The organism is Rhizobium sp. A22-96 (genome assembly GCF_053521805.1).
Genome location: NZ_JBNWDQ010000008.1, coordinates 100158 through 125807, shown reverse-complemented (window position 1 = coordinate 125807; position 25650 = coordinate 100158). Strand labels below are relative to the sequence as shown.

Sequence of the window (25650 nt, the reverse complement as noted above, 5' to 3'; positions counted from 1 at the left end):
CGCATCTTTTGCCCGATAGAGATCCGGCGCGCCCTCAACAACGTTCGAACAGGCGCAATCTTTCCCAGTCGGTGACAGCAGTCTCGAATGCGCTGAGTTCCCAGCGGCCACTGTGCAGATAGTGGGTGATGACGCTGTCGCCTAAACCCGCCCGCAACGCTTCCGAGGTCTCCAGGTGCTGCAAGGCGCGGCCCATCGTTCTCGGGATGCGCGCGACGTCGGTCGCACCATAGGCGTCGCCGACATGTTCGGGCGCCAGTTCCAACCTGCTCTCGATGCCCGCTAGCCCACTGGCGATCAGTGCCGCGAAGGCCAGATAGGGATTGGCGTCGGCGCCCGGAACCCGGCATTCGAAGCGCAGCGAAGGACCGTGGCCGAGCACGCGGAAGGCCGTCGTGCGGTTGTCGACCGACCAGGCCAGCCGCGTCGGCGCGAAGGTACCTTCCGTGAAGCGTTTGTAGGAGTTGATGTTGGGCGCATAGAAGAATGTCGCGGCTGGTGCATGGGCGATGGCGCCGGCCAGAAAATGCCTGAAGGTGGCGGACATTCCACCCTCGGACGCCGGATCGTGAAAGGCCGAGCCGCCACTTGTTATATCGCGCAGCGAAATATGGACATGACATGAACTGCCCGACAGCTTCTCGTCGAGCTTCGGCATGAAACTGATGGACTTGCCCATCTGATGGGCGATCTCCTTGCAGCCGTTCTTGTAGAGGACAAGGCGATCGCAGGTTTCCAGAGCCTCGGCATATTGCAAATTGATTTCCTGCTGGCCGGGGCTGCACTCGGCCTTCGAGCCTTCGACGGGAATGTCCGCCTTCTCCATCAGCGTACGGATCGCGCGGATATAGGGTTCGTCCTTACTGGTCTGGAAGATGTGACCATCCTCCGGATACCAGCTGGAAAATTTGAGATTTTCATATTTGTGCGCCCTCGCCTCGTCGAAGGTTTCGTTGAACAAGTAGAATTCGAGCTCCGCGGCCATGTCGGCGGCAAGCCCGATGTCGGCCAGCCTTTGCAACTGGTTGCGCAGCAGCTGACGCGGCGAATGGTTGAGCACCGCGCCGTCGCGGCCGGTGACGTCGGCGAGAATAATCGCCGTCTTCTCCAGCCAAGGTATGGCGCGCGCCGTGGAGAGGTCCGGCACCAGGGCAAAATCGCCGTAGCCCTTCGCCCAGGACGCGCTTTCATATCCGGGCACCAGCGTCATCTCCATGTCCGTGGCCAGGAAATAATCGCAGAACAACTGCCGGCAGGCGCCAGTCTCCAGAAAGAAGCGCCCGGTCAAGCGCTTGCCGATCAGCCTGCCCTGCATGTCGGTCATTGCCACGATCACCGTGTCGATCGCCCCCTCGCCGATCGCCTGGCTCAGCTGCTTCAACGTCAGCCGGCCGGCGACCGGCAGGCGCGAGGCCCCTGATGTCTGATCGCGGTCTGCAAAAGGTGATGGATCGAGACGTAGCGCGGGGTCGTAGTTCATGTCGGTCCTCCGATTTCAGTTAGGTTCGTGCGTCAGATGTGTTGTGGCTGCGATTGCGTCTCGGCGGCGCGGGTGCGGAAGAATACCGCACCCTTCCCAAACCTGGCGGCTACCATCATCACCAGGCTTATGAGGACGATGGCGATGAGCGACCACAGGGCGGCCGGCTCAAGCTGGCGGATCGAGACAATCGCGATCGCCAGCAAGGTGGCACCCCCGATAGTCGGGATCAGGCCAAGGCTGATCAGGTTGCGCGTGTTTGCCGTGACGGTGGCGCGAAATGCCCAGGTCACCGTAAAGCCCGTCACCGCGTAGAAAAGCGCGAACATGATGCCAACAACACTGACGACGGTGTCGAAGGCGCCTGCGACCGAGGACAGGAACACATAGAGCCAGGTCATCACGATCATCGACACGCCGAAGATGACCGTCGCCTTCGCCGGCGTGCGGTATTTCGGGCTGATCTCGCCAAGCACCCCTGGCAGCAGCCGGTCGCGGGCCATGGCGAAGGAAATGCGGGCCGCACCGACCAGGAAGGCCTGCGTGGTACCGAGGATCGACAGCACGATAGCCAATGCCATCGCCTTGTCCCAGGGCGAGCCGACCAGCTGATGAGCGATGAAGATCAACGCGGAATCCTGATGCGCGCTGATGTCGGCCAGAGAAGCCGCGCCCTGCAATGTCACGACAAGTATAGTGTAATAGACACCTAGGATCGCCACTGACCACAGCGCCGCCCTGCCGGGATTGACCTCCGGCCGTTCGGTCTCTTCGTTGAGATAGATCGATGTATCCCAGCCGGTGAACAGATAGACGGCGATGATCATGCCGGCCACGAGGCTGCCGGCGCCGCCGACGCCTTTCGGCGACAGCCATTCCCATGTCGGCGTCACCGTGCCCTCGCGCTTCAGGATGAACACGACATAGACGCCGATGACGCAGAAGCTGATCAGGATCAGGTGTTCCATGAGTGAGATGAAGGTCTGGAACCTGGCAGTCATGTGGATGCCGACAATGGCATAGATTACCGTGATGCCGCCGAGCAGCGTGGCCGAGATCGCCTCGCCCCATGCATTGGAAACATCGGCGAAGCCGAGCAGCGTCAGTATGGCCGGGCCGATGGGGAGGATGTCGCTGACGGTGCCGAGCAGGTACCCCGCCAGCATGACGCAGCCGACCATATACCCGAGATAGGGACTGACGGCGCGGCCGACCCAGACATAGGCGCCGCCGGCATTCTGCTGCCACATGTTGAGCCGGTGATAGGACCAGGCGATGGCGAGCATGGCCGTGGTGGTAGCGATAATGGAGAGGCCGCCGGCATAGGCAGTCGCCGGAATGAGCAGCCCCAGCGAGACGGCGGTGGCCTGCCCCGGAGCCGAGGAGGCGATGGAGATGAGGACGCTTTCCCAGATGCGGATAGCTCCTGATTGCAAGCCCGGCGATGCATTGTCCGTATGGTTTGTCATGGATTTGACTCCCTGGGTGGATCGGAACGCGCCGGTTCCAGATGGACCAGCGATGCGGATGCGAAGGCGCGCCCGGCGGACCGGGCATGGTCATCTGCTCTTCAGAGGTCGGCGGCTATGCGCGGCAGCGGCCGGGTTAGGATACGCGTACGGAAAAGAAGGTAGAGGCAGCCAACCGTCAGCCAGCCAAGGCCGAGTTCCACCGCCAGCCGATCGAGGCTGAAGAACAGCCAGCCGCAAAACAGCGCGCCGACAAGGCCGGCCAGCGCGGCAAGGATAGGGCGTTCCCGCTCCTCACCACGCAACGCGCAGGCGACGACGCAGAGGTTGACGGCGAAAAAGGCCGTGAAGGCGCCGAAGTTGATGAACGAGGTCGAGGTCGCGATGTCGAATCTGGCAGCGCCCAGCATGACCAGGCCAACCAGCACGATGTTGACCACCGGCGTCTTGAAGGAAGGATGAATGTACGCAAAGCCGATGGGCGGCAGGATCCGGTCGCGGCCCATCACATAGAGCAGCCGCGAGGCGCTGGCCTGCGCGCAGAGGCCGGCGGCGAAGAAGGCGATGATGACGACGACGGTGAACACCGCCTTGAACGCCTCGCCACCGATCTGGCCGACGATTTCATAGGCCGCCCCGTCGACGCTGGCATAATCGAGTGAGGGATGCACCAGCATCATGAAATACGCCGTGGCCAGGAAGATGGCGCCGCCGAGCAACGTGGCGAACATGATGGCGCGCGGAATGTTGCGGCGCGGGTCTATGGTTTCCTCCGAAAGCGTCGAGATCGCATCGAAGCCGAGGAACGAATAGCAGGCAACCGCCGCTCCCGCCATCACCAGTGGCAGGGTGGTCGCGTCGTTGAAGAACGGCCGTGAGGAAACCAGCGTGCCGACCTGCGGTGTGTTGAGCGCGAACTTGATGCACAGATAGATCAGCGCGACGACCACCACCAGCTGCACTGCCATAATCGCCAGGTTGATCTGATCGGTCAGCTTGATGCCCAGCGTGTTGATGATCGTCGACAGTGCAGCGACCGCGATCACCCAGATCCAGAAGGGCACGTCGGGCGCCAATGTCGAGAGGCCGGTGGCGGTCAGCAGACAGATCACCATCGGGATGAAGAAATAGTCGAGCAGCAGTACCCAGCCGACGGCAAACCCTGCTATCGGACCGAATACGCTCGAGGCATAGGTATAGGCCGACCCCGCCTTCGGATTGCGCGCCGCCATATAACCATAGCTGGCGGCGGTGAGCATCATCGCTGCTGTGGCCACGACATAGGCGAGAGCGACGGCGCCGCCGGTCTTAATCGCGATCGCACCCAATGTCGCGATCACCACCATGGGTGACATGTAGGAGAGGCCGAACATGGCGGCCGATGTAGCGCTAAGACGCCGGTCCAGCGTCGGTTTTGCGTCTGTCATGGATTCGTTCCCATTGTTATTCAGCCGGTTTTCCGGCTTGTTCCCCGCCCGTCGAGCGGGCTTGTTTTCCGTTGCGGGGGCGCACATGCATCCTTGCCGGCACGCTCCGTATTCCTAGGGCTCCTTGGGCGCGCCGCATCGTAGGGGTCCGAAGCGGCGCGCCTGCGGACTTCGCCCGGACCCGTCAACAGTCCGGGCTGATTGCATTCGGTCAGGCGGCTTCCTTGCGGGCCGAGGCGTAGACCTGATCGAGGATTTCGCCGAGCGTTGCGACGAGCGCTTCGATCTCCCGGGCGGTCGAGATGAAGGGCGGCGCCAGCACCACGGATGAGCCAAGCGGGCGGATGATGAAGCCGCGATCGCGCGCCGCCTTGGCAATACGCTCGCCGATGCGCAGATGGCCGGCGAAAGGCGCCTTGCTTGTCTTGTCCGAGACCATTTCCAGCGCCCCCATCAGCCCGACGCCCCTTGCCTCGCCGACCATCGGATGCTGGGCGAGCTGGTCCAGTCCGCTCTGCAGCACACTGCCGACATTGCGGATGTCATCGAGGACACCCTCCTCGGTGATGATACGGATCGCCTCCAGCGAGATGGCGCAGCCGACCGGATGCCCACCGGTGGTGAAACCGTGCGGAAACTCCTCGAAGGCTTCAGCCGCCGCCAAGGCGCGACGGTCGATGTCTTTAGACAGCATCACCGCGCCCATCGGGAAGTAGCCGGCCGACATGCTCTTGGAGGCCACCATGATGTCGGGCTGCATGCCCATCGTCTGCGTTCCCCACAAATTGCCGGTGCGGCCGAAACCGCAGATCACTTCATCGGCAACCAATGGAATGCCATGACGCTTCAAGATCGGCTGGATGTGGCTGAAATAGTTCTGCGGCGGCACGATCACACCGCCGGCGCCCATAACCGGCTCAGCAAACATTCCGGCAATGGTTTCCGGCCCCTCCGCCTCGATCGTCGCTTCGAGATTGGCGGCGAGCCGGGCGCAGAATTCGTCATCGCTTTCGCCCGGCGCGGCATAGCGGTAGGCATGCGGGCAGTCGAGCACGACGATCTCCGGCAGCGGCAAGCCAAAAGCCTTGTTATAGTCCTTGGCGGTCAGCGACGCCGCCATCACGGTCGCGCCGTGATAGGCATTCTTGCGTGTCAACAACTTGCGGCGTTGCGGCTGCCCGTCATGCGCCCACATCATCCACAACAGCTTGACGACCGATTCATTGGCCTCCGAACCTGAATTGGTGAAGAACGCCCGGCTCATCGGCACGGGCGCCAGCGCCAGCATCCTTTCGGCAAGCGCGATCGATGGCTTGGAGTTACGGCCGAAGAAGGTGTGGTAGCCCGGCAGCTCCGCATACTGGCGCGCCGCCGCATCGGTCAGGCGTTGCTCGGAGAAGCCCAGCGTCATGTTCCAAAGGCCGGAATTGCCCTCGAAATAGTGGCGCCCGCCCGTGTCCACGATATAGGCGCCCTCACCCCTTTCGATCACCACCGGCCCGTCTTGCCGCAGCGAAGGCAGGTCGCTGAATGTGTGAAAGAAGCTTTCGGCCTCGCGCCGCTCCCAGGACTGAATTGCTGTGGTCATTTTCTCGACTCCTCCGAAACCCGATGACCAAGCAAAACAGTAAAATTGTATTTTGTCAATAAATAATGCATTTTTATTATAGGCGACTTGCGACACAGTGCGGACGAGTGTATCTCCGACATAGAACTTAAATTCGCAGATAAGATTGAGAATAAAGCACTCCCGTCGTGCTTCATCGACACCAGATGGCTAAATTCTCAAAAAACACAGTTGTGTGCTTTTTAACATAATAGGGCATTCTCAATGGCGCGATACGCACTTGGGGAAGACGATCTGGCCTATGCAGCCGAATTCATGGAAAGCCCGATCGGCTATCACAGCCCGGGCCTGCAGCGCGTGCTCAACCTGATGCGTGGCGGCACGCTCGAGGGCAAATATGTGCTGGTCACACTCGAGCCCTGTCGCCGCTGGGCGTTGGCGCGGCTTCCAGGCCGGCGCGGCGCACCGATCAGCCTCGTTGCTGGCATCGAATACACCGACCAGCAGGAGGCGGAGCGGGATGTGTTTCGCCGCCGCTGGCACGACTTGACCGGAACGGAACTCAAGGCCTGAAGGACCCGTCATGCTCAAGATCACTGCCTACGCGGACCGGATCAGCTGCTTTCCTGGCGACACGATTGACATCAAGGTCAGCGCCATCGGTCTTCAAACCTATCGGGCTGAGCTGCGGCGCATCATCCAGGGTGACATCAATCCGGATGGGCCGGGTTATCGCGACGAGCTGATCGCGGCCGATCTCGGTGGTCCATTTCCCGCACGCGAACAGAAAATTCGCCCTGGCTCTTACGGCAGGGTGGACGGGGCTGCCGAACTCTGCCCCTCCGGCTCCTTCACCATTGCCGCCCTGATCTGGCCGACACTGCCCGGCCGGGGCCGGCAGGCGATCCTATCCGTTGGCACTCCCGAGAGTGGCTGCCGCCTCTTCCTCGATGACAACGCCATGGCGTCGATAGAGCTGACAACCCAGGGTCACACGAGTGCCGTCGCGTCCGGCGCCGCCTGCCGTGAGCGCTCATGGTATGTTGTCATCGCGACCTATGACGCCACCGCCGAGCGGCTGACAATCAGCCAGATTGCCGTGCAGCGTTTTCCGAAGGTCGCCGATACCGCATCGAACTGGGTCTCGGCGCGCGGGCACCACAAGGTGCTGTCTCGCTCTCTCATCCTCTTCGGTGCGTCGATGGCGGCCGGCGGATTTCCCGGATGGTTCTTCAACGGCAAGATCGAGAATCCACGCATCTATGACGGCGCATACTCGGCAGGTCAGATCGCACTGATCATGCTCGGCTGTGCGAGCCCGCTGAAACCGGCCGCGGACTGGGATTTCGCCGAGGACATGCACGGCGACCGTCTTTCGGATCGCGGCCCGCACCGCCTGCACGGCCGCTTCTTCAACCTGCCGCACCGGGCCGTGACGGGCTGTGGCTGGAGCGGCGGAAGCTATCGCTGGACCGAGGATCCCGCCAGCTATGCCGCCGTGCATTTTCACGATGACGATCTTTATGACGCCGCCTGGCAGACTGATTTCACCGTCACGGCGCCGGCCGATCTCAAGAGCGGCGTCTACGCCGTGCGACTGTTCTCCGACGACGATGCTGACGCGGAGTATTTCGTCGTGTTCGCCGTGCGGGCAAGGCACCGCAAGAACAGCGTCGTCTTCGTGCTGCCTACCGCCAGCTACATGGCCTATGCCAATCACCGCCTCGGCATCGATGTCTCGGAAACCGAGATCGGCGCCGGCCAATTGCTGCAGCTCGACCGCCACCATCTGCACCTGCAGGAACATCCCCAACTCGGCCTGTCCCTGTACGAGGTGCACAATGACGGTTCCGGCGTCTTCTATTCGTCACGGCTGCGGCCGATCCTCGACTTCCAGCCCAAGGTGCAGGGTTTCATCGGCGGCACCGGCTCCAACATCTGGCAGTTCAATGCCGATACCCACATTCTCGGGTTTCTCGAGGACCGCAGCATCGCCTATGACGTGCTGACCGACGAGGACCTCGACCGAGAGGACGGCGATGCTCTTGACGGTTACCGTGTTGTGCTCACCGGCAGCCATCCCGAATACACCAGCACCCGCATGCTCGATGCCTATCAGAGTTTTCTCGATCGTGGCGGCTGCGTCGCTTATCTCGGCGGCAACGGATTCTACTGGCGTATCGCCTATAGCGAGACGCTACCTGGCGTCATCGAATGCCGGCGCGCGGAATCCGGCATTCGCGGCTGGGAGCCGGGTACCGGCAATTACTGGCACCAGTTCACCGATGAGCTCGGTGGCTTGTGGCGCCGCATCGGTCGGCCGCCGCAACAGATCTTTGGCGTTGGTATGACCGCGCAAGGGTTTGACCTTTCGTCACCCTATATCCGCAACGAAGCCAGCAGCGATCCGCGCGCCGCCTTCATCTTTGCTGGCGTCGAGGGCGAAGTGCTCGGCGATTTCGGGCTCAACGGCGGTGGCGCCGCCGGTAACGAGATCGACCGCGCCGATTTCGCCCTGGGCACGCCGCCACATGCGCTGGTGCTGGCGTCGTCAAAGATGCACACGGATATCTACCTGATGACGCCCGAGGACCTGCTCGACCCGACACCGACCTGGTCGGGAACCCAGTGCGATCTCATCCGCGCCGACATGGTATTCTTCGAGACGCAGAGCGGCGGCGCCGTCTTCTCCACCGGCTCCATCGCCTGGGCCGGCGCCATGGCCTGGAACGCCTATGACAACCAGATCGCCGACATTACCGAAAATGTCGTGCGCCGCTTTGCCGACGAGAAAGGGTTTGGCTGAGTCGCAAAAAAGCTCTCACCCGTCCTCGCCGCCGATCCGGACACGGCCGGAGCGCACCGATTCCAGATCCTCCTCCAGGTGGACAAAGGTCTCCTCGCGTGAGATTTGGAGATGTATCCGCATCAGCGCCGCGGCAAGCTGGTGTTCGCCAGCTTTTAATGCCGCCATGATGCCGCGATGCTCCGTCAGAGACTGGCGGATGCGTTCTCGCCGGCCGAAACCGAGATATTCGTTGACCCGGCGGATGTTATTCTGTCGTTCGATCGCCGCGACCAGGCTGGCGGAGCGGGCGCCCTGCGCGATCATCAGATGGAATTTCGCGTCGAGCTCGAACAGGCGCCGACTATCCATCGTTTCCATAGTATCGATGGCCCGCGCATGCTCGCCGTCGAGAGCCTCCATCGCGCTTCGGTCGACCTCATAGAGATCGGACAGAATCGCTGCCGGCTCGACGATCTGGCGGAAGCGATATCCGTCATCGAGCGCGGCAGCGCCGACATCGGCAAAGATCCAGCCGCGCCCAGGCGATGGTTCGGCTAGCTGGTCGCGCATCAGTCGGCGCAAGGTCGAGGTCAGGCCGCCTGGTGTGGCATTGTAACGCGCCAGCAGCGCCCGCTCGCTGATGACGCCATCCAACGCGCCGAGCGCCATGTCGCGCATCACCGTTTCATCGAGCGAAAGTGTAACCGCTTGCCCTTGGGCGGCGTCCGCCCTGCTTGCTTCAAGCAACCGGAAACCGCGGTTAGCCTCGTAGCTGACAACGCCTTCGCGCTCCAATTGCACCAGAGCCCGCCGCACCGGTGTGCGCGACACGCCGAGAATGGCGGCAATCTCGGCCTCGTTGATTCGCTCTCCGACTTGAATTCCCTCGAAGAACTGGGCCCGAAGCTGATTGCGAATACGTTCCTGAAGCGGTGAGACTGCGGTCATTCGCAACTGGTAGCATTGTGTTTTGCGCGCGTATAGTACCGGCGAAAGCTGGAATCGCAATTCATCCGCTTCTTCGCCAAGGTTACGTTCCACATGGAGCCAGAGCGGCGCGACCTTGGACCTGCTTCGGAGAATAGGAGCTGATTTTGCTCAATTTTGGATCAGTCTCTCGCCCTGAACCGGGCTTAAGAAGTGCGAGATTTCCGACAAACGGCCATAGCCGTTCGGCGCAGCGTTGGTGCATAAGCCTCGGTTGACGGTCTCATATGGGATGAGCAGAACACATCTCCGTGAGCCCGGCTTCCAAACGCTCAAGCGGCATGCCAGTATTCTGCAATGATATTCCTCGGGACCGTCCATCGTCTGTTCCTGCTCGTCGCCATGCTTGCGGTCGTCGTCGGCCCTATGAGCATCGGGTCGGCCGGCAGCGCCATGGCATCTTCGGATATCGCGACAATGGCTGGCATGGCCAGCGTCATGCCCGGCATGCAAATGACGGATAATATGCCGTGCTGCCCGGAAAGGTCCCCGGCCAAACCGGACTGCGCCAAGGGATGTCCATTGGCCCTGGTTTGCACAACCTCGATGTCAGCCCACGTTCCCGACGCCAACGGCTTGTCCTTCGCGATCTCCTGGGCGTCCCATCAGTACGACCTCTTACCGGCGTCGCAATTGACCTCCGCACTCATCGAGCCCCCGGCCCGACCTCCGAGAGCCTGATCTCAAGCCATTTTTGAACATGCCCAAGGTTCGCGCCGCGCGCTTGACTGCGTCTGCGCTGATCCGATGGCAATCAATATTGACCCAAGGACGTGATCAAGACATCCGTCCCGATGAGATCTTAAATCATGAACACCACTTCCTTTTCCGCGAGGGCGATGCTCCTCGCCGGCGTGCTGATCGTTGGCTCGGCCACCGTGACACTTGCAGCCTCACAGGACTATGAATTCCAGCCTGTCTCGACCAAGGTGAAACAGGGTCAGGGATCGCTAGTATCCGTCCGCCTGATCGACAAACGCACCGGCAAACCCGTTCCCGACGCAGTCATCTTCACCACCCGCATGGACATGGCTCCCGAAGGCATGGAGACGATGACGACCCCGGTCGAAGCGGCCACCTCCACCGAGCCCGGCGTCTATGCTTTCAAGACCGACTTCACGATGGCGGGCGACTGGCGCTTCAAGCTCGCCGCCAAGCTCCAGGGCGAACCTGACACCATCCAGGGCGAGATCGTCCTGAAGGCGGCTCCTTGAACACGCCATTGCGTGTGGCAGCCACGCTCTCCCTCGCCGTATTGCTCGGCGGGGGAGGCTATTGGGCTGGCACGAACGATCTTGGCACGCAGCTTCACTTCATCAAGCCGGCTCTTGCAACTCCTACCGCTTCCATGACCGTCCCAATCGGGGCGATCATCTACTACCGCCATCCGGACGGGCAACCGAGGTTCTCCGCAACGCCGAAGAATGCCGAAGATGGACGACCGTTCATCCCGGTCCATGCAAGCGAGGACGTGAGCTTCGCCACGGCGCCACCCAAACCGGTCGAAGCGGCAGCGACCGCAGCGTCACCCGACACCACCTCGACAAAGGGAAAACTTCTCTATTACCGCAACCCCATGGGCCTGCCCGATACTTCGAAGGTGCCGAAGAAGGACTCCATGGGCATGGATTATATCCCGGTCTACGAAGGGGAACGGGGCGATGCCTCGACGGTTAGGGTATCTCTGGGAAAACTGCAGCGCACCGGCGTCAAGACGGCCACTGCCGAGATGGCTGTCATCAGCCGTAGGATCCAGGTACCCGGCACCGTTACCCTCGACGAGCGGCTTGTCAGCGTCATCTCGATGCGGACGGATTCGTTCGTGGACGACGTCGCCAATGTCACCACCGGAGACCGCATAAGGAAGGGCCAAAACCTCTTCAGCTTCTACTCGAAGGACATCGCCGCTGCCGCCTCCGAATACGCTGCCGGGCGAAATGACGGCCGCGGCAGCGCGGACGCAGGCTCCGCTCTGCGCCTGAAAAATCTCGGCGTTCCCCAGGAAGCGATCGATACGATCGCGCGGACCCATCAGGTACCGACCAGCATCGGTTATGTCGCCCCGCGCAACGGCATCATCCTAGAACGCGCGGCGACAACTGGCATGATGGCCAAGCCCGGCGATGTGCTCTTTCGTATCGCCGATATCTCCAACATATGGGTGATGGCCGACGTGCCGGAATATGATTTGGCCTCGGTCCACAGTGGCGCCGAAGTCAACGTAACGGTCAGGAGCCTTCCCGGCCGGACGTTCAAGGGTATCGTCGATCTGATCTATCCGCAGGTCGATATGCAGACGCGGACGACGAAAGTCCGTATCGAACTTCGCAATCCGGATGGGCTGTTGCTAGCCAACATGTACGCCGACGTCGAGATCGAGGCCGGCGTACAGAAGCCCGTCGTCGCTGTCCCCAACAGCGCCATCATCGACACCGGTGACCGGCAGCTCGTGTTCATCGACAAGGGCGACGGAAAGTTCGAGCCAAAGGATGTCAAGCTCGGCGTCCGCGGCGAGGACCGAACGGAGATCACCAAGGGTGTCGCTGCCGGCGACAGGGTGGTGGTTGCCGCCAACTTCCTGCTCGACGCCGAAAGTAACCTGAACTCGGCGCTCAGCGCCATGACACAGGAGGAGACAAAGCCATGATCTCCCGCCTCATCTCGTGGTCCGCCCACAATCTCATCCTGATCTTCGTCGGTGCTGCACTTGCTGTCGCAGGTGGCGTCTACGCACTGCGGTCGCTGCCGCTCGACGCCATCCCGGATCTCTCTGACATCCAGGTCATTGTCTATACCGAATATCCAGGCCAAGCCCCGCAGGTGGTCGAGGACCAGGTGACCTATCCACTGACCACCTCGATGCTGACTGTGCCGAAGTCCAAGGTCGTGCGCGGCTTCTCATTCTTCGGCGTTTCCTTCGTCTACGTGATCTTCGACGATGGCACCGATCCCTATTGGGCGCGCAGCCGGGTTCTGGAATATCTAAACGCGGCGCAAAGCCGACTTCCGCAAGGCGTGACGCCGACGCTCGGGCCCGATGCGACGGGCGTGGGCTGGGTCTATCAATATGCGGTCGTCGCCAAGCAATTATCGCTCGCCGAGCTGCGGTCGCTGCAGGACTGGGTGATCCGTTTCGCCGTCTCCAAGTCCGAAGGCGTATCCGAGGTTGCGAGCGTCGGCGGCTTCGTCAAGCAGTATTCGATCGTCGTCGATCCGGCTCGGCTGAAGGCTCAGGGTGTCACGCTCAATGACGTCGCCAACGCGGTGCGCGCCAGCAATACCGACGTCGGTGGCCGCACGGTCGAACTTTCCGAGTTCGAGTTCATGGTGCGCGGGCGCGGCTACCTCAAAGGCATCCCCGATATCGAGAATATCGTCCTGAAGAGCCAGAACGGCGTGCCGCTCAAGCTCAGCGACGTCGCCAGGGTCGAACTCGTTCCAGACGAGCGACGCGGCATCACCGAACTGAACGGCGAAGGCGAGGTTGCGAGCGGCATCGTGCTTCAGCGGTTCGGGGCAAATGCTCTGACCGTCATAGACAACGCCAAGAAGAGTCTCGATTCGATCAAGAGCAGCCTTCCGGCGGGGACCGAGATCGTTCCTGTCTACGATCGCTCGACGCTGATCGAAGCTGCAATCGAAACCCTAAAAGGCACCTTGGTCGAGGAATCGATCGTGGTCGCTCTCGTGACGATCGCCTTCCTTCTCCATGTCCGCAGCGCCCTTGTCGCCATCATCATGCTCCCCGTTGGCATCCTGATGGCCTTCATCGCCATGAAGCTGCTTGGTCTTGGCGCGAACATCATGAGTCTTGGCGGCATCGCGATCGCCATTGGGGCGATGATCGACGCGGCGATCGTCATGATCGAGAATGCCCACAAGCATCTCGAGCGAGCGCCACCCGACAAGCCGCGGGTGGAAATCCTGGTGGAAGCGGCAAGCGAGGTCGGTCCGGCGCTGTTCTTCAGCCTGCTGATCATCACCGTGTCGTTCCTGCCGATCTTCACGCTGGAATCGCAGGAAGGCCGCCTGTTCGGCCCGCTCGCCTTCACCAAGACCTTCTCGATGGCCGCCGCAGCATTGCTGTCAGTGACACTCGTTCCCGCCCTGATGATCCTCTTCGTCCGGGGATACATCGTCCCTGAGCACAGGAACCCATTAAACAGATTCCTCATTTGGATCTACCGTCCGGTCATATCAGGCGTTTTGCGGGTGAAGACGCTGACCATCCTGGCGGCACTTGTCATCCTTGGGATCACCATCTGGCCCGTGCAGCACATCGGCAGCGAGTTCATGCCCAATCTCGACGAGGGCACGCTGATGTACATGCCGACCACCCTGCCCGGCATATCCATCACCAAAGCAGCCGAACTGATGCAGACGCAGGACCGGATCATCAAATCTTTCCCCGAAGTCCAGAGCGTCTTCGGCAAAGCCGGGCGCGCGCTCACTGCCACCGATCCCGCCCCAACGGAAATGTTCGAGACAATCATCACGCTGAAGCCGAAATCCGCGTGGCGACCAGGCGTGACGACCGACAGTCTGAAACAGGAGATGGATGCGGCCCTGCAATTCCCCGGCGTCTCCAACGCCTGGACCATGCCGATCCGCGCCCGCATCGACATGCTGTCGACCGGGATCAGGACGCCAGTTGGTGTCAAGGTCTACGGCACCGATCTCGGCGAAATGGAGAAAATCGCCCGCCAGATCGAGACCGAGCTGAAGACGATCCCCGGAACGTCGAGTGCCTATGCGGAGCGAGTAATCGGCGGCTACTATCTCGACATCGTTCCCGACCGCGTGGCCCTTGGGCGTTACGGACTGACCATAAACGATGTCCAGAATGTCGTCGGCATGGCGCTAGGCTCCGAGGTCGTGACCCAGACGGTTGAAGGCCGGGAACGCTACGGCGTGGCTGTAAGATATCCGCGGGCGTCTCGAAGCGATCCACAGTCGATCGCCAAGGATGTGCTGATATCACTACCGGGTGGCGGAACGGTTCCCCTGGGCGAAGTCGCAGAGGTCAAATTGACCCGTGGTGCCACCACGATCCGCACCGAGAACGGCCAGCTTGCGGTCTATATCTATGTCGATATCGCCAACCGCGATCTCGGCGGCTATGTCGCCGAAGCCCAGCAGGCGGTGGCACGGAGTGTGACGATGCCCCCCGGCTATTCCGTCGCATGGAGCGGCCAGTTCGAATATCTGCAACGGGCAGAGGCACGACTTGCCGTCGTCGTTCCCCTGACGCTGGCGCTGATCTTCCTGCTGCTCTACCTGAACTTCAAGGCGCTGACCGAGACGATGATTGTCATGCTGTCCCTGCCCTTCGCGCTGGTCGGCGGCATCTGGCTGATGTGGTGGATGGGCTTCAACGTGTCCGTTGCTGTTGCCGTCGGCTTCATCGCTCTTGCAGGCGTAGCGGCGGAGACGGGCGTGATCATGCTGATCTACCTCGACCATGCGATGAAAGAGCAGCGCGCAGCCTGCGAAAATGAAGGACGTGTTTTCTCGAGGCTGGACCTCAACAGGGCGATCATGGTCGGCGCGGTCGAGCGCGTCCGGCCGAAAATGATGACGGTGGTCGCCATTATGGCTGGCCTCGTGCCGATCCTCTGGAGGACCGGCACGGGGTCGGAGATCATGCAGCGCATCGCCGTACCGATGATCGGCGGCATGGTGTCGTCGACGCTGTTGACGTTGATCGTCATCCCGGCGGTCTATGGGCTAGTCAAGGGATGGCGGCTGCCGGTAGCGGCTGCGGCCGATCAGCCGGCCACCGAGGGTGTCCAAAGGAGTCTCCAGGCTGCCGAGTAACATCTTGGCGGGAGCCGTCTGTTTGGCTCCCGCCGGATCTTCTGCGCTTTTGATCCAGGCCATAAACAAACACAGCTAGGCGATCAGGAAAATCGGCGCAGGATCATTATCGGGAGTAAGATGCAGCGCCATTCGAATAAACTCGGCCTCAAGGAAGATTTTTGATCCGTGATTGTCGAAAAGGTGAATCTTCGTTCGTCTTCTACGACGAAGACACCGGAGGCGAAGCCAAATGAAGTTGTATTTCAGCAGAAACCCCAATCCACGCCTTGCAGTTGCCGTTGCGCGTTTCTTGAAAACAGATGTCGCCTTCGAGTTCGCCGCACCAATGGCTCCAGGGCAATCAGAGAGATATCTGCCGCTCAATCCGAACCTTCTTTTGCCGATTCTGGAGCATTCCGGTCGAACGCTTTGGGAAAGCGATGCGATTGCCTGCTGGCTTTCCAGACGCGCCGGCTCGAACTTCTGGAGAACCGACGATGAAGAACCGGACATGATCCGCTGGATCAGTTGGGCGAAGGAAAACTTCATGAAGGCATGCGACATCGTCCACTGGGAGCGCGGCACGAAGCTGCGCTACGGTATTGGGCCCTGCGACGACACGATGGTTGCAGAGGGTCTAACACAATTCCACAAAGCGGCAGTCATTCTCGAAGGTGAATTGTCCGATCGATCGTGGATCCTTGGCGACACCATCTCGTTTGCCGATTTTCGCATGGCGACGTTCTTGCCCTTCAACGACGCGGCACGCCTTCCGATAGAGGACTATCCCGCCATAAGACGATGGTCTGATCGGTTAAACCAAATCGAAGCCTGGCGCGATCCATTTCGCGGATTGGATGCTCCACGCTTGCCGCCGCTTCCCAACTGAAATGGCCTAGTGGGCGAACAAAGCTATTGTGGTCTTCAAGCGATGTGAAGAGCTACATCGCGCAAAGCCAACGACCGTTTCAGATAGATCTAGTCTCCGGGGAGCGCATTCGTTTCGCCAAGCAACATCGCTGTCTATGACGAATTTCCGCAACCCCAGAATACGGGAGCCATCTTTTCCAGGAGCATCGAGCGATATAGATAGGCTATCGTAAAAGAGGCCCCGCTCAAATGATCCTGAAATATGCAGCCGTTTTGATTGCGATACTTGCGATCATGGGCGGTCCGGTAAATGCCCGACAAGACGGAGCCACCACCGGGCCGCTGCCCAGTGAAATCACGCCGCCAAATCTTCCGATCCATGTGATCAATGGCAAAGCGACGCGGGATACGCTCGCCATCCTTTATTCTGGCGATGGGGGATGGCAAGACCTCGACGAAGAAGTCGGCAGCTATTTGCGGAACGTGGGTGTTCCGGTGATAGGACTGGATTCCCTTCGCTATTTTTGGTCTGGGCGGACAGCCCGGAAAACAGCCGGAGATCTTGGTCGCATCATCGACTATTACACCAAGCGGCTGAACGTGCACCATGTCGTTCTTGTCGGCTATTCCTTCGGGGCAGACGTGATGCCAGCCAGCTACAATAGGCTGAGCCCAGAGCAAAAGGCGAAGGTCAAGGCAATTTCACTCCTGTCCCTGTCGCACAAGGTCGATTATGTGATCTCCCTTGCGGGCTGGCTTGGATTTCAAACCGAAGGCAAAGGCGGCAACCCTGTCGATGATGTGAGGTCAATCAGGCCGGGGATAGTTCAATGCGTTTACGGCAAGGACGACGATCACGACAATGCCTGTCCGGCTCTGCGGCGCACAGGAATAGAGGTGATCGGCATGCCCGGCGGGCATCATTTTGGTGGTGACTACGACAGGCTGGCTCAATATATCATTGCAGGCCTGAAGACACGCCCGAGCAAATAAGTCTTCGGGCATTCCGTCGATGAGAAGGCCAGCAATCTGCAAATCCCGATCTAGACAATGATGCTTGTCCCGTTTATAGGCCGAGCGCAGCCGTAGATGTCACGGTGCGGGTGATTAGCTCAGTTGGTAGAGCAGCTGACTCTTAATCAGCGGGTCGTAGGTTCGAGCCCTACATCACCCACCAGGACGGCTCCTGTGCGTTCAGGGTTCGGGACCAACCTATGATTGGGCAATCGATCCATATTGTGAAATGGACGCCAGAAGGTTCCAACGAAGCTGAACCTTGTTTGCCGGAAGCTTTTTTCGCTTGTGCCGTCATGGCGGACGCAAGCACAGAGCGGATCCTGATCAGTCATACCGTTTCAGGAATTCCGAAACTGTTGCCAGGCAAAGATCCTTTTCTTCCACATGCGGCATGTGGCTCGAATTCTCGAACAGCACCCATTCGCAGCCCTTGACGCGATCGACATAAGGCTTGACCACCAACGGCGTTGCCTCGTCGTATTTGCCCGAGAGCAGCAAGGTCGGCGCCTGGATAAGCGGAAGCCGTTCCTCGATCGTCCAGTCCTTCATCGTACCGATGACATGAAATTCGGTCGGGCCGTTCATGTTGCGGTAGACGGTACTGTCTTCGTCCATGGTTGCGAAGGTGCGGGCGACCTCCGCTGGCCAAGGCGTTACCCGGCAGACATGGCGGTCGTAGAAGACCCGGGAGGCGGCGATATAATCCGGATCGGTAATCGTTCCGGCCTGCTCGTGCTGCAGCAACGTGTCCTGCACGGCCTGCGGCAGTTCCTCGCGAAGTCGGTTCGCTTCCGCGACCCAGGTATGCATGTTGGCCGGCGAATTGGCGATCACCAGCGCCTTCAGACCCTTAGGCTGACGCACGGCATGTTCGGCGCCCAGCATGCCGCCCCAGGACTGACCGAGAAAGGCGTAGCGATCCTGGATGCAGAGATGCCTCAGCAACGTATCGAGTTCTTCAAGAAAGAGCGCCGGCGTCCAGAAGTCAGGGCCTTTTTCCGGCAGGCGCGTGGAGTTGCCGTTGCCGAGCTGGTCGTAATGGATCACCGGGCGGCCATCGATTTCGGAGATCCCTTTGAAGCTGTCGACATAGTCATGCGTGCAGCCAGGGCCGCCATGGGCGACGATAAGCGGCAGCTTCGTCGAATCAAGCGAGCCGGTGATGCGATACCATGTCCGGTATTCGCGAAAGGGCAGAAAGGCTTCCTGCGTCGGGACTGCGGCCACGGGGGTCTCCATCTCTAGGCTTTGACGGCGAGACCATAACGCGGCGAAAACGCGGGCGGCAGCTATCAGAAGTTATAGGATGGCCGCTCGTCCAGCAGGCGGTAATGCGTGGCGCGAACGACGGCCTGCGTCCGGTTTTTGGCGCCGAGCTTCTTTGCCGCAGCGTTGAGATGCATGACGACCGTCGGCACGGAGCGATCGATGATGCGCGAGATTTCCTTGGCCGAATAGCCTTCGGCGGAATAGCGCAGGCATTCCCTCTCCCGATCCGTCAGCCGGATCTTGCCGACGCTAAGGGCGGCGCTGTCGAAGAGCGAATAGGCCGTCTCGTGGAAGACATGGGCGAGCAGGTTGAAATCGGCAATATAGCGCAGGGCATCTCGCTCGAATTCCCGGTCGCCGCCAAAACGAATCCCGGTGACGGTTGCATAATCGCCGCGCGGCATATGCACGGGCACGGTCACGCCCGTCGACATGTCCCGTTCGCTGAGATAGCGGGCAACGGGAGCGGTATCCTCGCTCATGAAACGCTTGATCAGCGTATCGGCGTCGGCGTCATAATTCCAAAAGAAGGGCGCGGAGGTGCGCAGCGCCACCTGCTGCACGGGATCGATGCGGAAATAGCCGCGATCGAACCAATATTCATGCATATCGTCAGAGATATTCCGCAGCTTCAGCAGCGAGGGGATCATAACCCTGCCGTCGAGATCATAAGGCACCGGCGTGTAGTCGTAGATCAACGCTTCGAAACCGATCGCCTTCATGGCCTCGAAGACTTGGTCGATGCGGCCGTCCAGCGTCTGATGCGCCGTGAACTGACGCCTGATGGCTCCCATTTGGTCGAACATGCAACGGTTCCCGTCTGTGGCTGCGCCCTAACCTATCACTTCTTATAGCTGGTGCCAGGCGCGGTTTAAGGTAAAAATTTAGCCATGCTCAAATATTGAGCAAGCGGAATCTTTCGCCGGAGTTGGCAATGTGGCGTGAAATTGAGCCCGAGGCGCGGCACGACATCGAGGTCGACGGCCACACGGTGGTCGCCTACAGCTTCGGCGATGGGCCTGAAACCATCTTTTGTCTGAATGGCGGCCCCGGCCTGCCTTGCGACTATCTGCGCGAAGCGCATTCCTGCCTGATTGATAAAGGATACAGAGTCGTCGCCTTCGATCAGCTCGGCACCGGCGCCTCGGACCGTCCGGCCGACAAGAGTCTGTGGACCATCGGCCGCTATGTCGAGGAGACCGAGACTGTCCGCAGGGCGCTCGGTCTCGGCAAAATTCATATGCTCGGTCACTCCTGGGGCGGATGGCTGGCGATCGACTATGCGCTGACTTATCCCGAAAACCTGCAGACATTGATCCTCGAAGATACCGTGGCCGACATGCCGCACCTGATTTCCGAACTGGAACGGCTGCGCGCGGCACTTGGCCCGGAAACCGTCGCCATGATGCAGAAGCACGAGGCGCAGGGTACGTACGATCACCCCGAATATCTCGCCGCCGTCACAATTCTCAATTATCGCCATGTCTGTCGCCTGCCGGAATGGCCGGCGCCGGTTCGTCGTTCGCTCGACGATTGGAACATGGGTCCCTATGAGACGATGCAGGGGCCGAACGAGTTTCTATATATTGGCAATCTCAAGGACTGGAACCGCATTCCCGACCTGAAGCACCTGACCATGCCGGTGCTGATCACGACCGGCGAGCATGATGAGCTGACGCCCGCCTGCGCGCTGCGAATGAAGCTTGCTTTGCCCGATGCCGAGCTCAAGGTCTTCGCCAATGCCAGCCACATGCCTTTCTACGAGAACCCGCAGGACTACTATCCGGCCCTTATCGATTTCCTGTCGCGGCATGGGGCAAGCTGATGCAAACTAAGGTGATCGAAACCCGACGACGACAAGGGGGCGATCGCCGCCATGCATCGCTATAGATTCGTTCTGACACGACCGCTGCAGTTCCTGCCTGTGATCTTCGGCATCAGCGTCATCACCTTCATTCTGGTGCACCTCATTCCGGGTGATCCCGCACGCAATATCCTTGGCACGCGCGCCACCCCGGCGGCGCTCGCCAGTATCCGCGCGCAATATGGGCTCGATCAGCCGATGTGGCTGCAATATTTCTATTTCATCAAGAATCTCGGCAATGGCGAAATGGGCAAATCGATCCTCTACAAGATCGACGTGCTGCCGCTGATCTCGACCCGGATCGAACCGACAATTGCCCTGGTCGTTTCGAGCGTCATCCTGTCGATCCTGATCGCAGTGCCGATGGCCGCGATCGCTGCGCGCAATGCTGGTCGCGCGCCGGATCATGTCGTGCGCATCATCTCGACCTTTGGCATCGGCTTTCCACCCTTCTGGCTTGGGCTGATGCTGATCATCCTGTTCAGCGTCCAGCTTGGCGTCTTGCCGGTGTCGGGCTATGGCGAGACGATCAACGACAAGCTTGCCCATCTCGCCCTGCCGGCTTTGACCGTTGCGCTGTCGCTCTCGACTGTGCTCACCCGAAGCCTGCGGGCTGCGATGATCGAGTCGCTGAAATCGGATGTGGCAACTGCCGCTCGAGCCCGCGGCATGCCGGAAAGCATCGTCTTCTGGCGGCATGTGGTGCCGAACTCGCTGGTACCGACCATTAATTTGCTGGCCGTCAATATCGGTTGGCTGATCGGCGGAACGGTCGTCGTCGAAAGTGTCTTCGCCCTGCCCGGGATGGGCCAATTGCTGGTGAGAGCCATCTTCTCCCGCGACTACATGGTCGTCCAGGGCGTAGCGATGGTATTTGCCTGCGCTACCGTGCTTGTCAATTTCCTCGCCGATATCGTGACGGTCACGGCTGACCCGAGGGTCACGCTATGAGCGTCGACGTCATTGCCCCCTCCTCCCTCGGCTGGAGAAAATTCCTCGGCAAACATCTGACGCTGACACTGGGCGGCGGCATACTGCTGTTCTTCCTCCTGCTGGCAATCTTGGCTCCTATCGTCGCACCCTATGATCCGATCTTCCAGAACGCCGATGTGCGCCTGCAGGCGCCGTCGCTGTTGCATCCGTTCGGCACGGATAATTTCGGGCGCGATATCCTGTCACGCGTCATCTGGGGCGTGCGCATCGACCTGCAGATCGCCGTCATTGGTGTGCTTTTCCCGTTTCTGATCGGCACTACGGTCGGCACCATCGCAGGCTTTTTCGGCGGCATCGTCGATGCGCTCTTCATGCGCCTCGTCGATATCATTCTCGCCTTCCCCTTTCTGGTGCTCATGTTGTCGATCATCGCCATCCTTGGGCCGGGACTGAGCAGCTTTTATATCGCCATGGCGCTTGTGGGCTGGGTATCCTATGCCCGACTCATCCGCGCGCAGATGCTGGTCCTGAAAAGCAGCGACTATGCCGTCGCCGCCGTCAGCCTCGGCTTCAGTCGGCCGCGCATCATGTTCCGCCATCTCTTGCCGAACGCCATTGCCGGCTCGATCGTCTTTTCCATGTCGGATGCCGTGCTCGTGCTTCTCAGTGGGGCCGCCGTCAGCTATCTCGGGCTCGGCGTGCAGCCGCCGCTCGCAGAATGGGGCGTCATGGTTGCCGAGGGCCAGAGCTTTATCACCACAGCCTGGTGGATCACGCTCTTTCCCGGCCTGTCCGTCGTCTGCCTCGCCTTTGGCTTCAGCATGCTGGGTGACGCGCTCGGCGAACTGCTTGGAGTGCATGAATGAGCGCGCCGGTTCTTTCTGTCCGCAACCTTGTGGTCAAAGCCCATCTCGACAATAGCGTCCGCACGCTGATCGACAGCGTCTCACTCGATCTCGGCAAGGGCGAAATCCTCGGTCTGGTCGGCGAAAGCGGTTCCGGCAAGAGTCTGCTCTGCCGTTCGCTGGTGCGGTTGCTGCCATCGTCATTGCTGAAGATCGACAGCGGCTCGGTCCGCCTTGAGGGACGTGAGCTCACGGACATCGGCGACGCCGAAATGCTCAAGGTGCGCGGCGGCGAGATCGGCATGATCTTTCAGAATCCAACCAGCCATCTCGATCCGGTCATGCGCATCGGCAATCAGATCGCCGAAGGCATCCGTTACCATCAAGGCCTGAACACGCGGGACGCGCGCGCGGCAGCGACTGAGATCCTCGCTCAGGTTGGCTTTCCCGATCCGGCCAGGCAATATGACAACTACCCACATGAGTTTTCCGGCGGCATGCGCCAGCGCGCCATGATCGGCGTGGCGCTTTCCTGCAATCCGAAGATCCTGATCGCGGACGAGCCGACAACGGCGCTCGACGTGACCATCCAGGCTCAGATATTGCGGCTTTTGATCGACATTCGCGACAAGCGTGGCCTATCCATCATCCTCATCACCCATGATCTTGGCATCGTCGCTCAGACCTGCGACCGCATTGCCGTCATGCGTGCCGGGCAGTTGCTCGAACAGGGATCGAAACGGCAAATTCTCAGCCGGCCGGAAAACCTCTATACGATCGATCTGATCAACAGCCATCCGTCAATGCCTGACGAAGCGACACCAACACCAAGCGGACCACGCGCTCTGGACCCGGCCGTCAAGCCGCTGCTCGAGATCGATGACCTGCATGTGCGCTTCAAGGTCGGCAGCGGTCTCTTAAAGAGCCGTGAGGCGACTATGGTGAGCGCCGTTTCCGGTGTCAGCCTGCAGATCATGCCAGGCGAGACCGTCGGCATCGTCGGTGAATCCGGCAGCGGCAAGAGCACGCTTGCCCGCGCTGTTCTCGGGCTTACCCCAATCTCTTCCGGTCACGTTACCTTCGACGGCGTCGACCTCGCCCAGCGCAAAAGCATCGATCTCGCCAAGCTTCGCCGCGAAACAGCGATGGTCTTTCAGGACCCGTTCAATGCTCTCAACCCTCGCCTTACGATCGGCCAGACGCTTACCGAGGTGCTGAAGGTGCAAGGCAAGGTCGCAAGGCCGGATATTCCGGCCCGCATCGGCGAATTGCTCGATCTGGTCGGCCTTGAGCGCGAATTTGCCGATCGCAAGCCTCGCAGCATGAGCGGGGGACAGTGCCAGCGCGCGGGCATCGCGAGGGCGCTTGCCGTCGATCCGAAGCTTATCATTGCCGACGAATGCGTCGCGGCTCTCGATGTCACCATACAGGCCCAGATTATCGATCTGTTCCGTGAGTTGACCCGCAAGATGAACCTGACGCTGATCTTCATCGCCCATGATCTCGCCATCGTGCGCAATCTCTGTGAGCGAACGGTCGTGATGTATCACGGTGAGATCGTCGAAGAAGGTCCCTCGGAGGAGATCTTCTCGCGACCGAAACATGCCTACACCGCTGCGCTCATCGCCGCCATTCCCGATATCGATCCGGACAAGCCCCTGCTTGGAGAACTCGACGCAGCGCCTATCCGCTCGGCCAAACGCATATCATAACAACGAAGGGAACGAACTCATGATCAACAGGTGGAAAACAATCGGGCTTGCGGCAATCCTGGCCGGCCTCACGCTGAGCGCAAGCTATGCCGAAGCCGCCGGCGTGCTGACTATCGGTCGGCGCGAGGATTCGACGACATTCGATCCAATCAAGACGGCGCAGAATATCGATAACTGGGTGTTCTCCAATGTCTATGACGTCCTGGTGCGCGTCGACAAGACGGGCACGAAGCTCGAACCAGGTCTCGCGGAAAGCTGGACAGCATCCAGCGATGGTCTGACCTATGTCTTTAAAATCCGTGATGCGAAATTCTCCGATGGTTCGCCGCTGACAGCTGATGATGCAGCTTTCAGCCTTTTGCGCATCCGCGATGATCCAGCCTCCCTCTGGAGCGATTCCTACAAGGTGATCGACACGGCGATTGCGACCGATCCGCATACTCTGACGATCAAGCTCAAGCATGCTTCCGCACCATTCCTGTCGACACTCGCTCTGCCGAACGCCTCGGTCCTTTCCAAGGCTGCAATGCAATCCATGGGGCCGGATGCCTATGCCGAAAAACCGATCGGATCGGGCGCCTTTTCAGTGGAGGAATGGCGTCGCGGCGACCGCATCATCCTGAAGAAGAACCCGAATTTCTGGCAGGCGGACCGCGTGAAGCTCGATGGCGTCCAATGGATTTCGGTTCCTGACGACAATACCCGCATGCTGAATGTTCAGGCTGGTCAGTTGGATGCCGCCATTTTCGTGCCCTTCTCGCGCGTCGATGAATTGAAGAAGGATACAAACCTCAACGTGTCGATCGATCCGTCGACCCGAGAGGATCACCTGCTGATCAACCATGCCCATGGCGATCTCGGTAGAAAGGACGTGCGTCAGGCAATCGACATGGCTATCGACAAGAAGGCAATCGTCGATGCTGTCACCTTCCACCAGGGCACGGTTGCCAATTCCTATATTCCTAAAGGCGCTCTCTACTATTATCCCGACAACCTCCAGCGGCCCTATGATCCGGAGAAAGCCAAGCAGATGCTATCCGCCGCCGGCGTCTCCAATCTCACGCTGAATTATCTCATTCGCGCCGGCGACGAAGTCGACGAACAAACAGCGGTATTGGTTCAGCAGCAACTCGCCAAGGCCGGCATCACTGCCAACCTGCAGAAGGTCGATCCAAGCCAGGAATGGGACATGACGGTTGCCGGCGACTACGATATCTCGGTCAACTATTGGACCAACGACATTCTTGACCCGGACCAGAAGACAACATTCGTGCTCGGGCATGACTCCAACAACAATTATATGACCAATTACAAGAACGAAGCGGTCAAGGAGCTGGTCGCAAAAGCGCGTCAGGAGCTGGATCCGAAGAAGCGCGAACAAATGTATATCGATCTGCAGAAGATGGCGAAGGACGACGTCAACTGGATCGACCTTTATTACAGCCCCTACATCAACGTCTCGCGCAAGAACATAGAGAACTTCCACCAGAATCCGCTTGGCCGGTTTTTCCTGGAAGACACCGTCAAGAACTGAAATCTTGCCGTCTGGCCCTTGCTCCGCCAACGGGCGGAGCAAGGGCCTTTTGTGCAGGGAATTGCTCATGGCAGCGCGCCAAAGGATCG

The 25650-nt window shown here is 60.1% G+C and carries 19 protein-coding genes and 1 tRNA gene; 13 read left to right on the top strand and 7 right to left on the bottom strand.

Going from position 1 to position 25650, the window contains the following annotated elements:
• Positions 1 to 34: 34 nt before the first annotated feature.
• The 4 genes from ACQZ6F_RS30140 to ACQZ6F_RS30125 all read right to left on the bottom strand — a co-directional run bounded on the left by ACQZ6F_RS30140 (position 35) and on the right by ACQZ6F_RS30125 (position 5964).
• Complete coding sequence (locus ACQZ6F_RS30140; protein WP_449094889.1) at positions 35 to 1480, bottom strand: glutamine synthetase family protein; 1446 nt, start codon at positions 1478 to 1480, stop codon at positions 35 to 37.
• Positions 1481 to 1512: 32 nt separating this feature from the next.
• Positions 1513 to 2949, bottom strand: a complete 1437-nt coding sequence (locus ACQZ6F_RS30135) for an APC family permease (RefSeq protein ID WP_449094888.1) — start codon at positions 2947 to 2949, stop codon at positions 1513 to 1515.
• 101 nt (positions 2950 to 3050) lie between these two features.
• Entirely contained in the window at positions 3051 to 4376 is a 1326-nt protein-coding gene (locus ACQZ6F_RS30130; RefSeq protein WP_449094887.1) for an APC family permease, read from the bottom strand.
• Positions 4377 to 4587: 211 nt separating this feature from the next.
• Positions 4588 to 5964, bottom strand: a complete 1377-nt coding sequence (locus tag ACQZ6F_RS30125) for an aminotransferase (RefSeq protein ID WP_077471687.1) — start codon at positions 5962 to 5964, stop codon at positions 4588 to 4590.
• A gap of 243 nt (positions 5965 to 6207) precedes the next feature.
• On the opposite strand from ACQZ6F_RS30125, the gene ACQZ6F_RS30120 reads away from it, so the two are divergent.
• Positions 6208 to 6516, top strand: coding sequence for a hypothetical protein (locus ACQZ6F_RS30120; RefSeq protein WP_449094886.1), 309 nt, complete (start codon positions 6208 to 6210; stop codon positions 6514 to 6516).
• 10 nt (positions 6517 to 6526) lie between these two features.
• On the top strand, positions 6527 to 8749 hold the full coding sequence (locus ACQZ6F_RS30115) for a N,N-dimethylformamidase beta subunit family domain-containing protein (RefSeq protein ID WP_449094885.1): 2223 nt from the start codon (positions 6527 to 6529) through the stop codon (positions 8747 to 8749).
• A 15-nt stretch (positions 8750 to 8764) separates the two neighbouring features.
• Here the strand turns inward: ACQZ6F_RS30115 and ACQZ6F_RS30110 are convergent, their stop codons facing one another.
• Complete coding sequence (locus ACQZ6F_RS30110; protein ID WP_449094884.1) at positions 8765 to 9679, bottom strand: GntR family transcriptional regulator; 915 nt, start codon at positions 9677 to 9679, stop codon at positions 8765 to 8767.
• Positions 9680 to 10527: 848 nt separating this feature from the next.
• Here ACQZ6F_RS30110 and ACQZ6F_RS30105 point away from each other — a divergent pair.
• The 6 genes from ACQZ6F_RS30105 (at position 10528) to ACQZ6F_RS30080 (ending at position 17564) form a co-directional block, all read left to right on the top strand.
• Entirely contained in the window at positions 10528 to 10932 is a 405-nt protein-coding gene (locus ACQZ6F_RS30105; protein WP_449094883.1) for a FixH family protein, read from the top strand.
• Positions 10929 to 12365, top strand: coding sequence for an efflux RND transporter periplasmic adaptor subunit (locus ACQZ6F_RS30100; RefSeq protein WP_449094882.1), 1437 nt, complete (start codon positions 10929 to 10931; stop codon positions 12363 to 12365). Before ACQZ6F_RS30105 ends, ACQZ6F_RS30100 begins: the two co-directional genes overlap by 4 nt.
• Positions 12362 to 15535, top strand: a complete 3174-nt coding sequence (locus tag ACQZ6F_RS30095; protein WP_449094881.1) for an efflux RND transporter permease subunit — start codon at positions 12362 to 12364, stop codon at positions 15533 to 15535. The genes ACQZ6F_RS30100 and ACQZ6F_RS30095 overlap by 4 nt, the downstream gene beginning before the upstream one ends.
• 232 nt (positions 15536 to 15767) lie before the next feature.
• On the top strand, positions 15768 to 16406 hold the full coding sequence (locus ACQZ6F_RS30090) for a glutathione S-transferase family protein (RefSeq protein WP_449094880.1): 639 nt from the start codon (positions 15768 to 15770) through the stop codon (positions 16404 to 16406).
• Positions 16407 to 16636: 230 nt separating this feature from the next.
• Positions 16637 to 17380: a virulence factor family protein gene (locus tag ACQZ6F_RS30085; RefSeq protein WP_449094879.1), complete on the top strand. Its 744-nt coding sequence runs from the start codon at positions 16637 to 16639 to the stop codon at positions 17378 to 17380.
• A 108-nt stretch (positions 17381 to 17488) separates the two neighbouring features.
• Positions 17489 to 17564 (top strand) — tRNA-Lys (locus tag ACQZ6F_RS30080).
• A gap of 164 nt (positions 17565 to 17728) precedes the next feature.
• On the opposite strand, the gene ACQZ6F_RS30075 is transcribed toward ACQZ6F_RS30080, so the two are convergent.
• Both ACQZ6F_RS30075 and ACQZ6F_RS30070 read right to left on the bottom strand, forming a co-directional pair.
• Complete coding sequence (locus tag ACQZ6F_RS30075; protein WP_449094878.1) at positions 17729 to 18643, bottom strand: proline iminopeptidase-family hydrolase; 915 nt, start codon at positions 18641 to 18643, stop codon at positions 17729 to 17731.
• Positions 18644 to 18696: 53 nt separating this feature from the next.
• Complete coding sequence (locus ACQZ6F_RS30070) at positions 18697 to 19479, bottom strand: LuxR family transcriptional regulator (protein ID WP_449094877.1); 783 nt, start codon at positions 19477 to 19479, stop codon at positions 18697 to 18699.
• 128 nt (positions 19480 to 19607) lie between these two features.
• Between ACQZ6F_RS30070 and ACQZ6F_RS30065 the strand changes: the two genes are divergently transcribed.
• The 5 genes from ACQZ6F_RS30065 to ACQZ6F_RS30045 are packed head-to-tail and all read left to right on the top strand — an operon-like array spanning position 19608 to position 25561.
• The gene (locus ACQZ6F_RS30065) at positions 19608 to 20498 is read left to right on the top strand and encodes a proline iminopeptidase-family hydrolase (RefSeq protein WP_449094876.1); all 891 of its coding nucleotides are present in this window, start codon (positions 19608 to 19610) and stop codon (positions 20496 to 20498) included.
• A 51-nt stretch (positions 20499 to 20549) separates the two neighbouring features.
• Entirely contained in the window at positions 20550 to 21488 is a 939-nt protein-coding gene (locus ACQZ6F_RS30060; RefSeq protein ID WP_449094875.1) for an ABC transporter permease, read from the top strand.
• Positions 21485 to 22336, top strand: coding sequence for an ABC transporter permease (locus tag ACQZ6F_RS30055; protein ID WP_449094874.1), 852 nt, complete (start codon positions 21485 to 21487; stop codon positions 22334 to 22336). Before ACQZ6F_RS30060 ends, ACQZ6F_RS30055 begins: the two co-directional genes overlap by 4 nt.
• Positions 22333 to 24027: a dipeptide ABC transporter ATP-binding protein gene (locus tag ACQZ6F_RS30050; RefSeq protein WP_449094873.1), complete on the top strand. Its 1695-nt coding sequence runs from the start codon at positions 22333 to 22335 to the stop codon at positions 24025 to 24027. The genes ACQZ6F_RS30055 and ACQZ6F_RS30050 overlap by 4 nt, the downstream gene beginning before the upstream one ends.
• Positions 24028 to 24046: 19 nt before the next feature.
• On the top strand, positions 24047 to 25561 hold the full coding sequence (locus ACQZ6F_RS30045; protein WP_449094872.1) for an ABC transporter substrate-binding protein: 1515 nt from the start codon (positions 24047 to 24049) through the stop codon (positions 25559 to 25561).
• Positions 25562 to 25650: the final 89 nt, after the last annotated feature.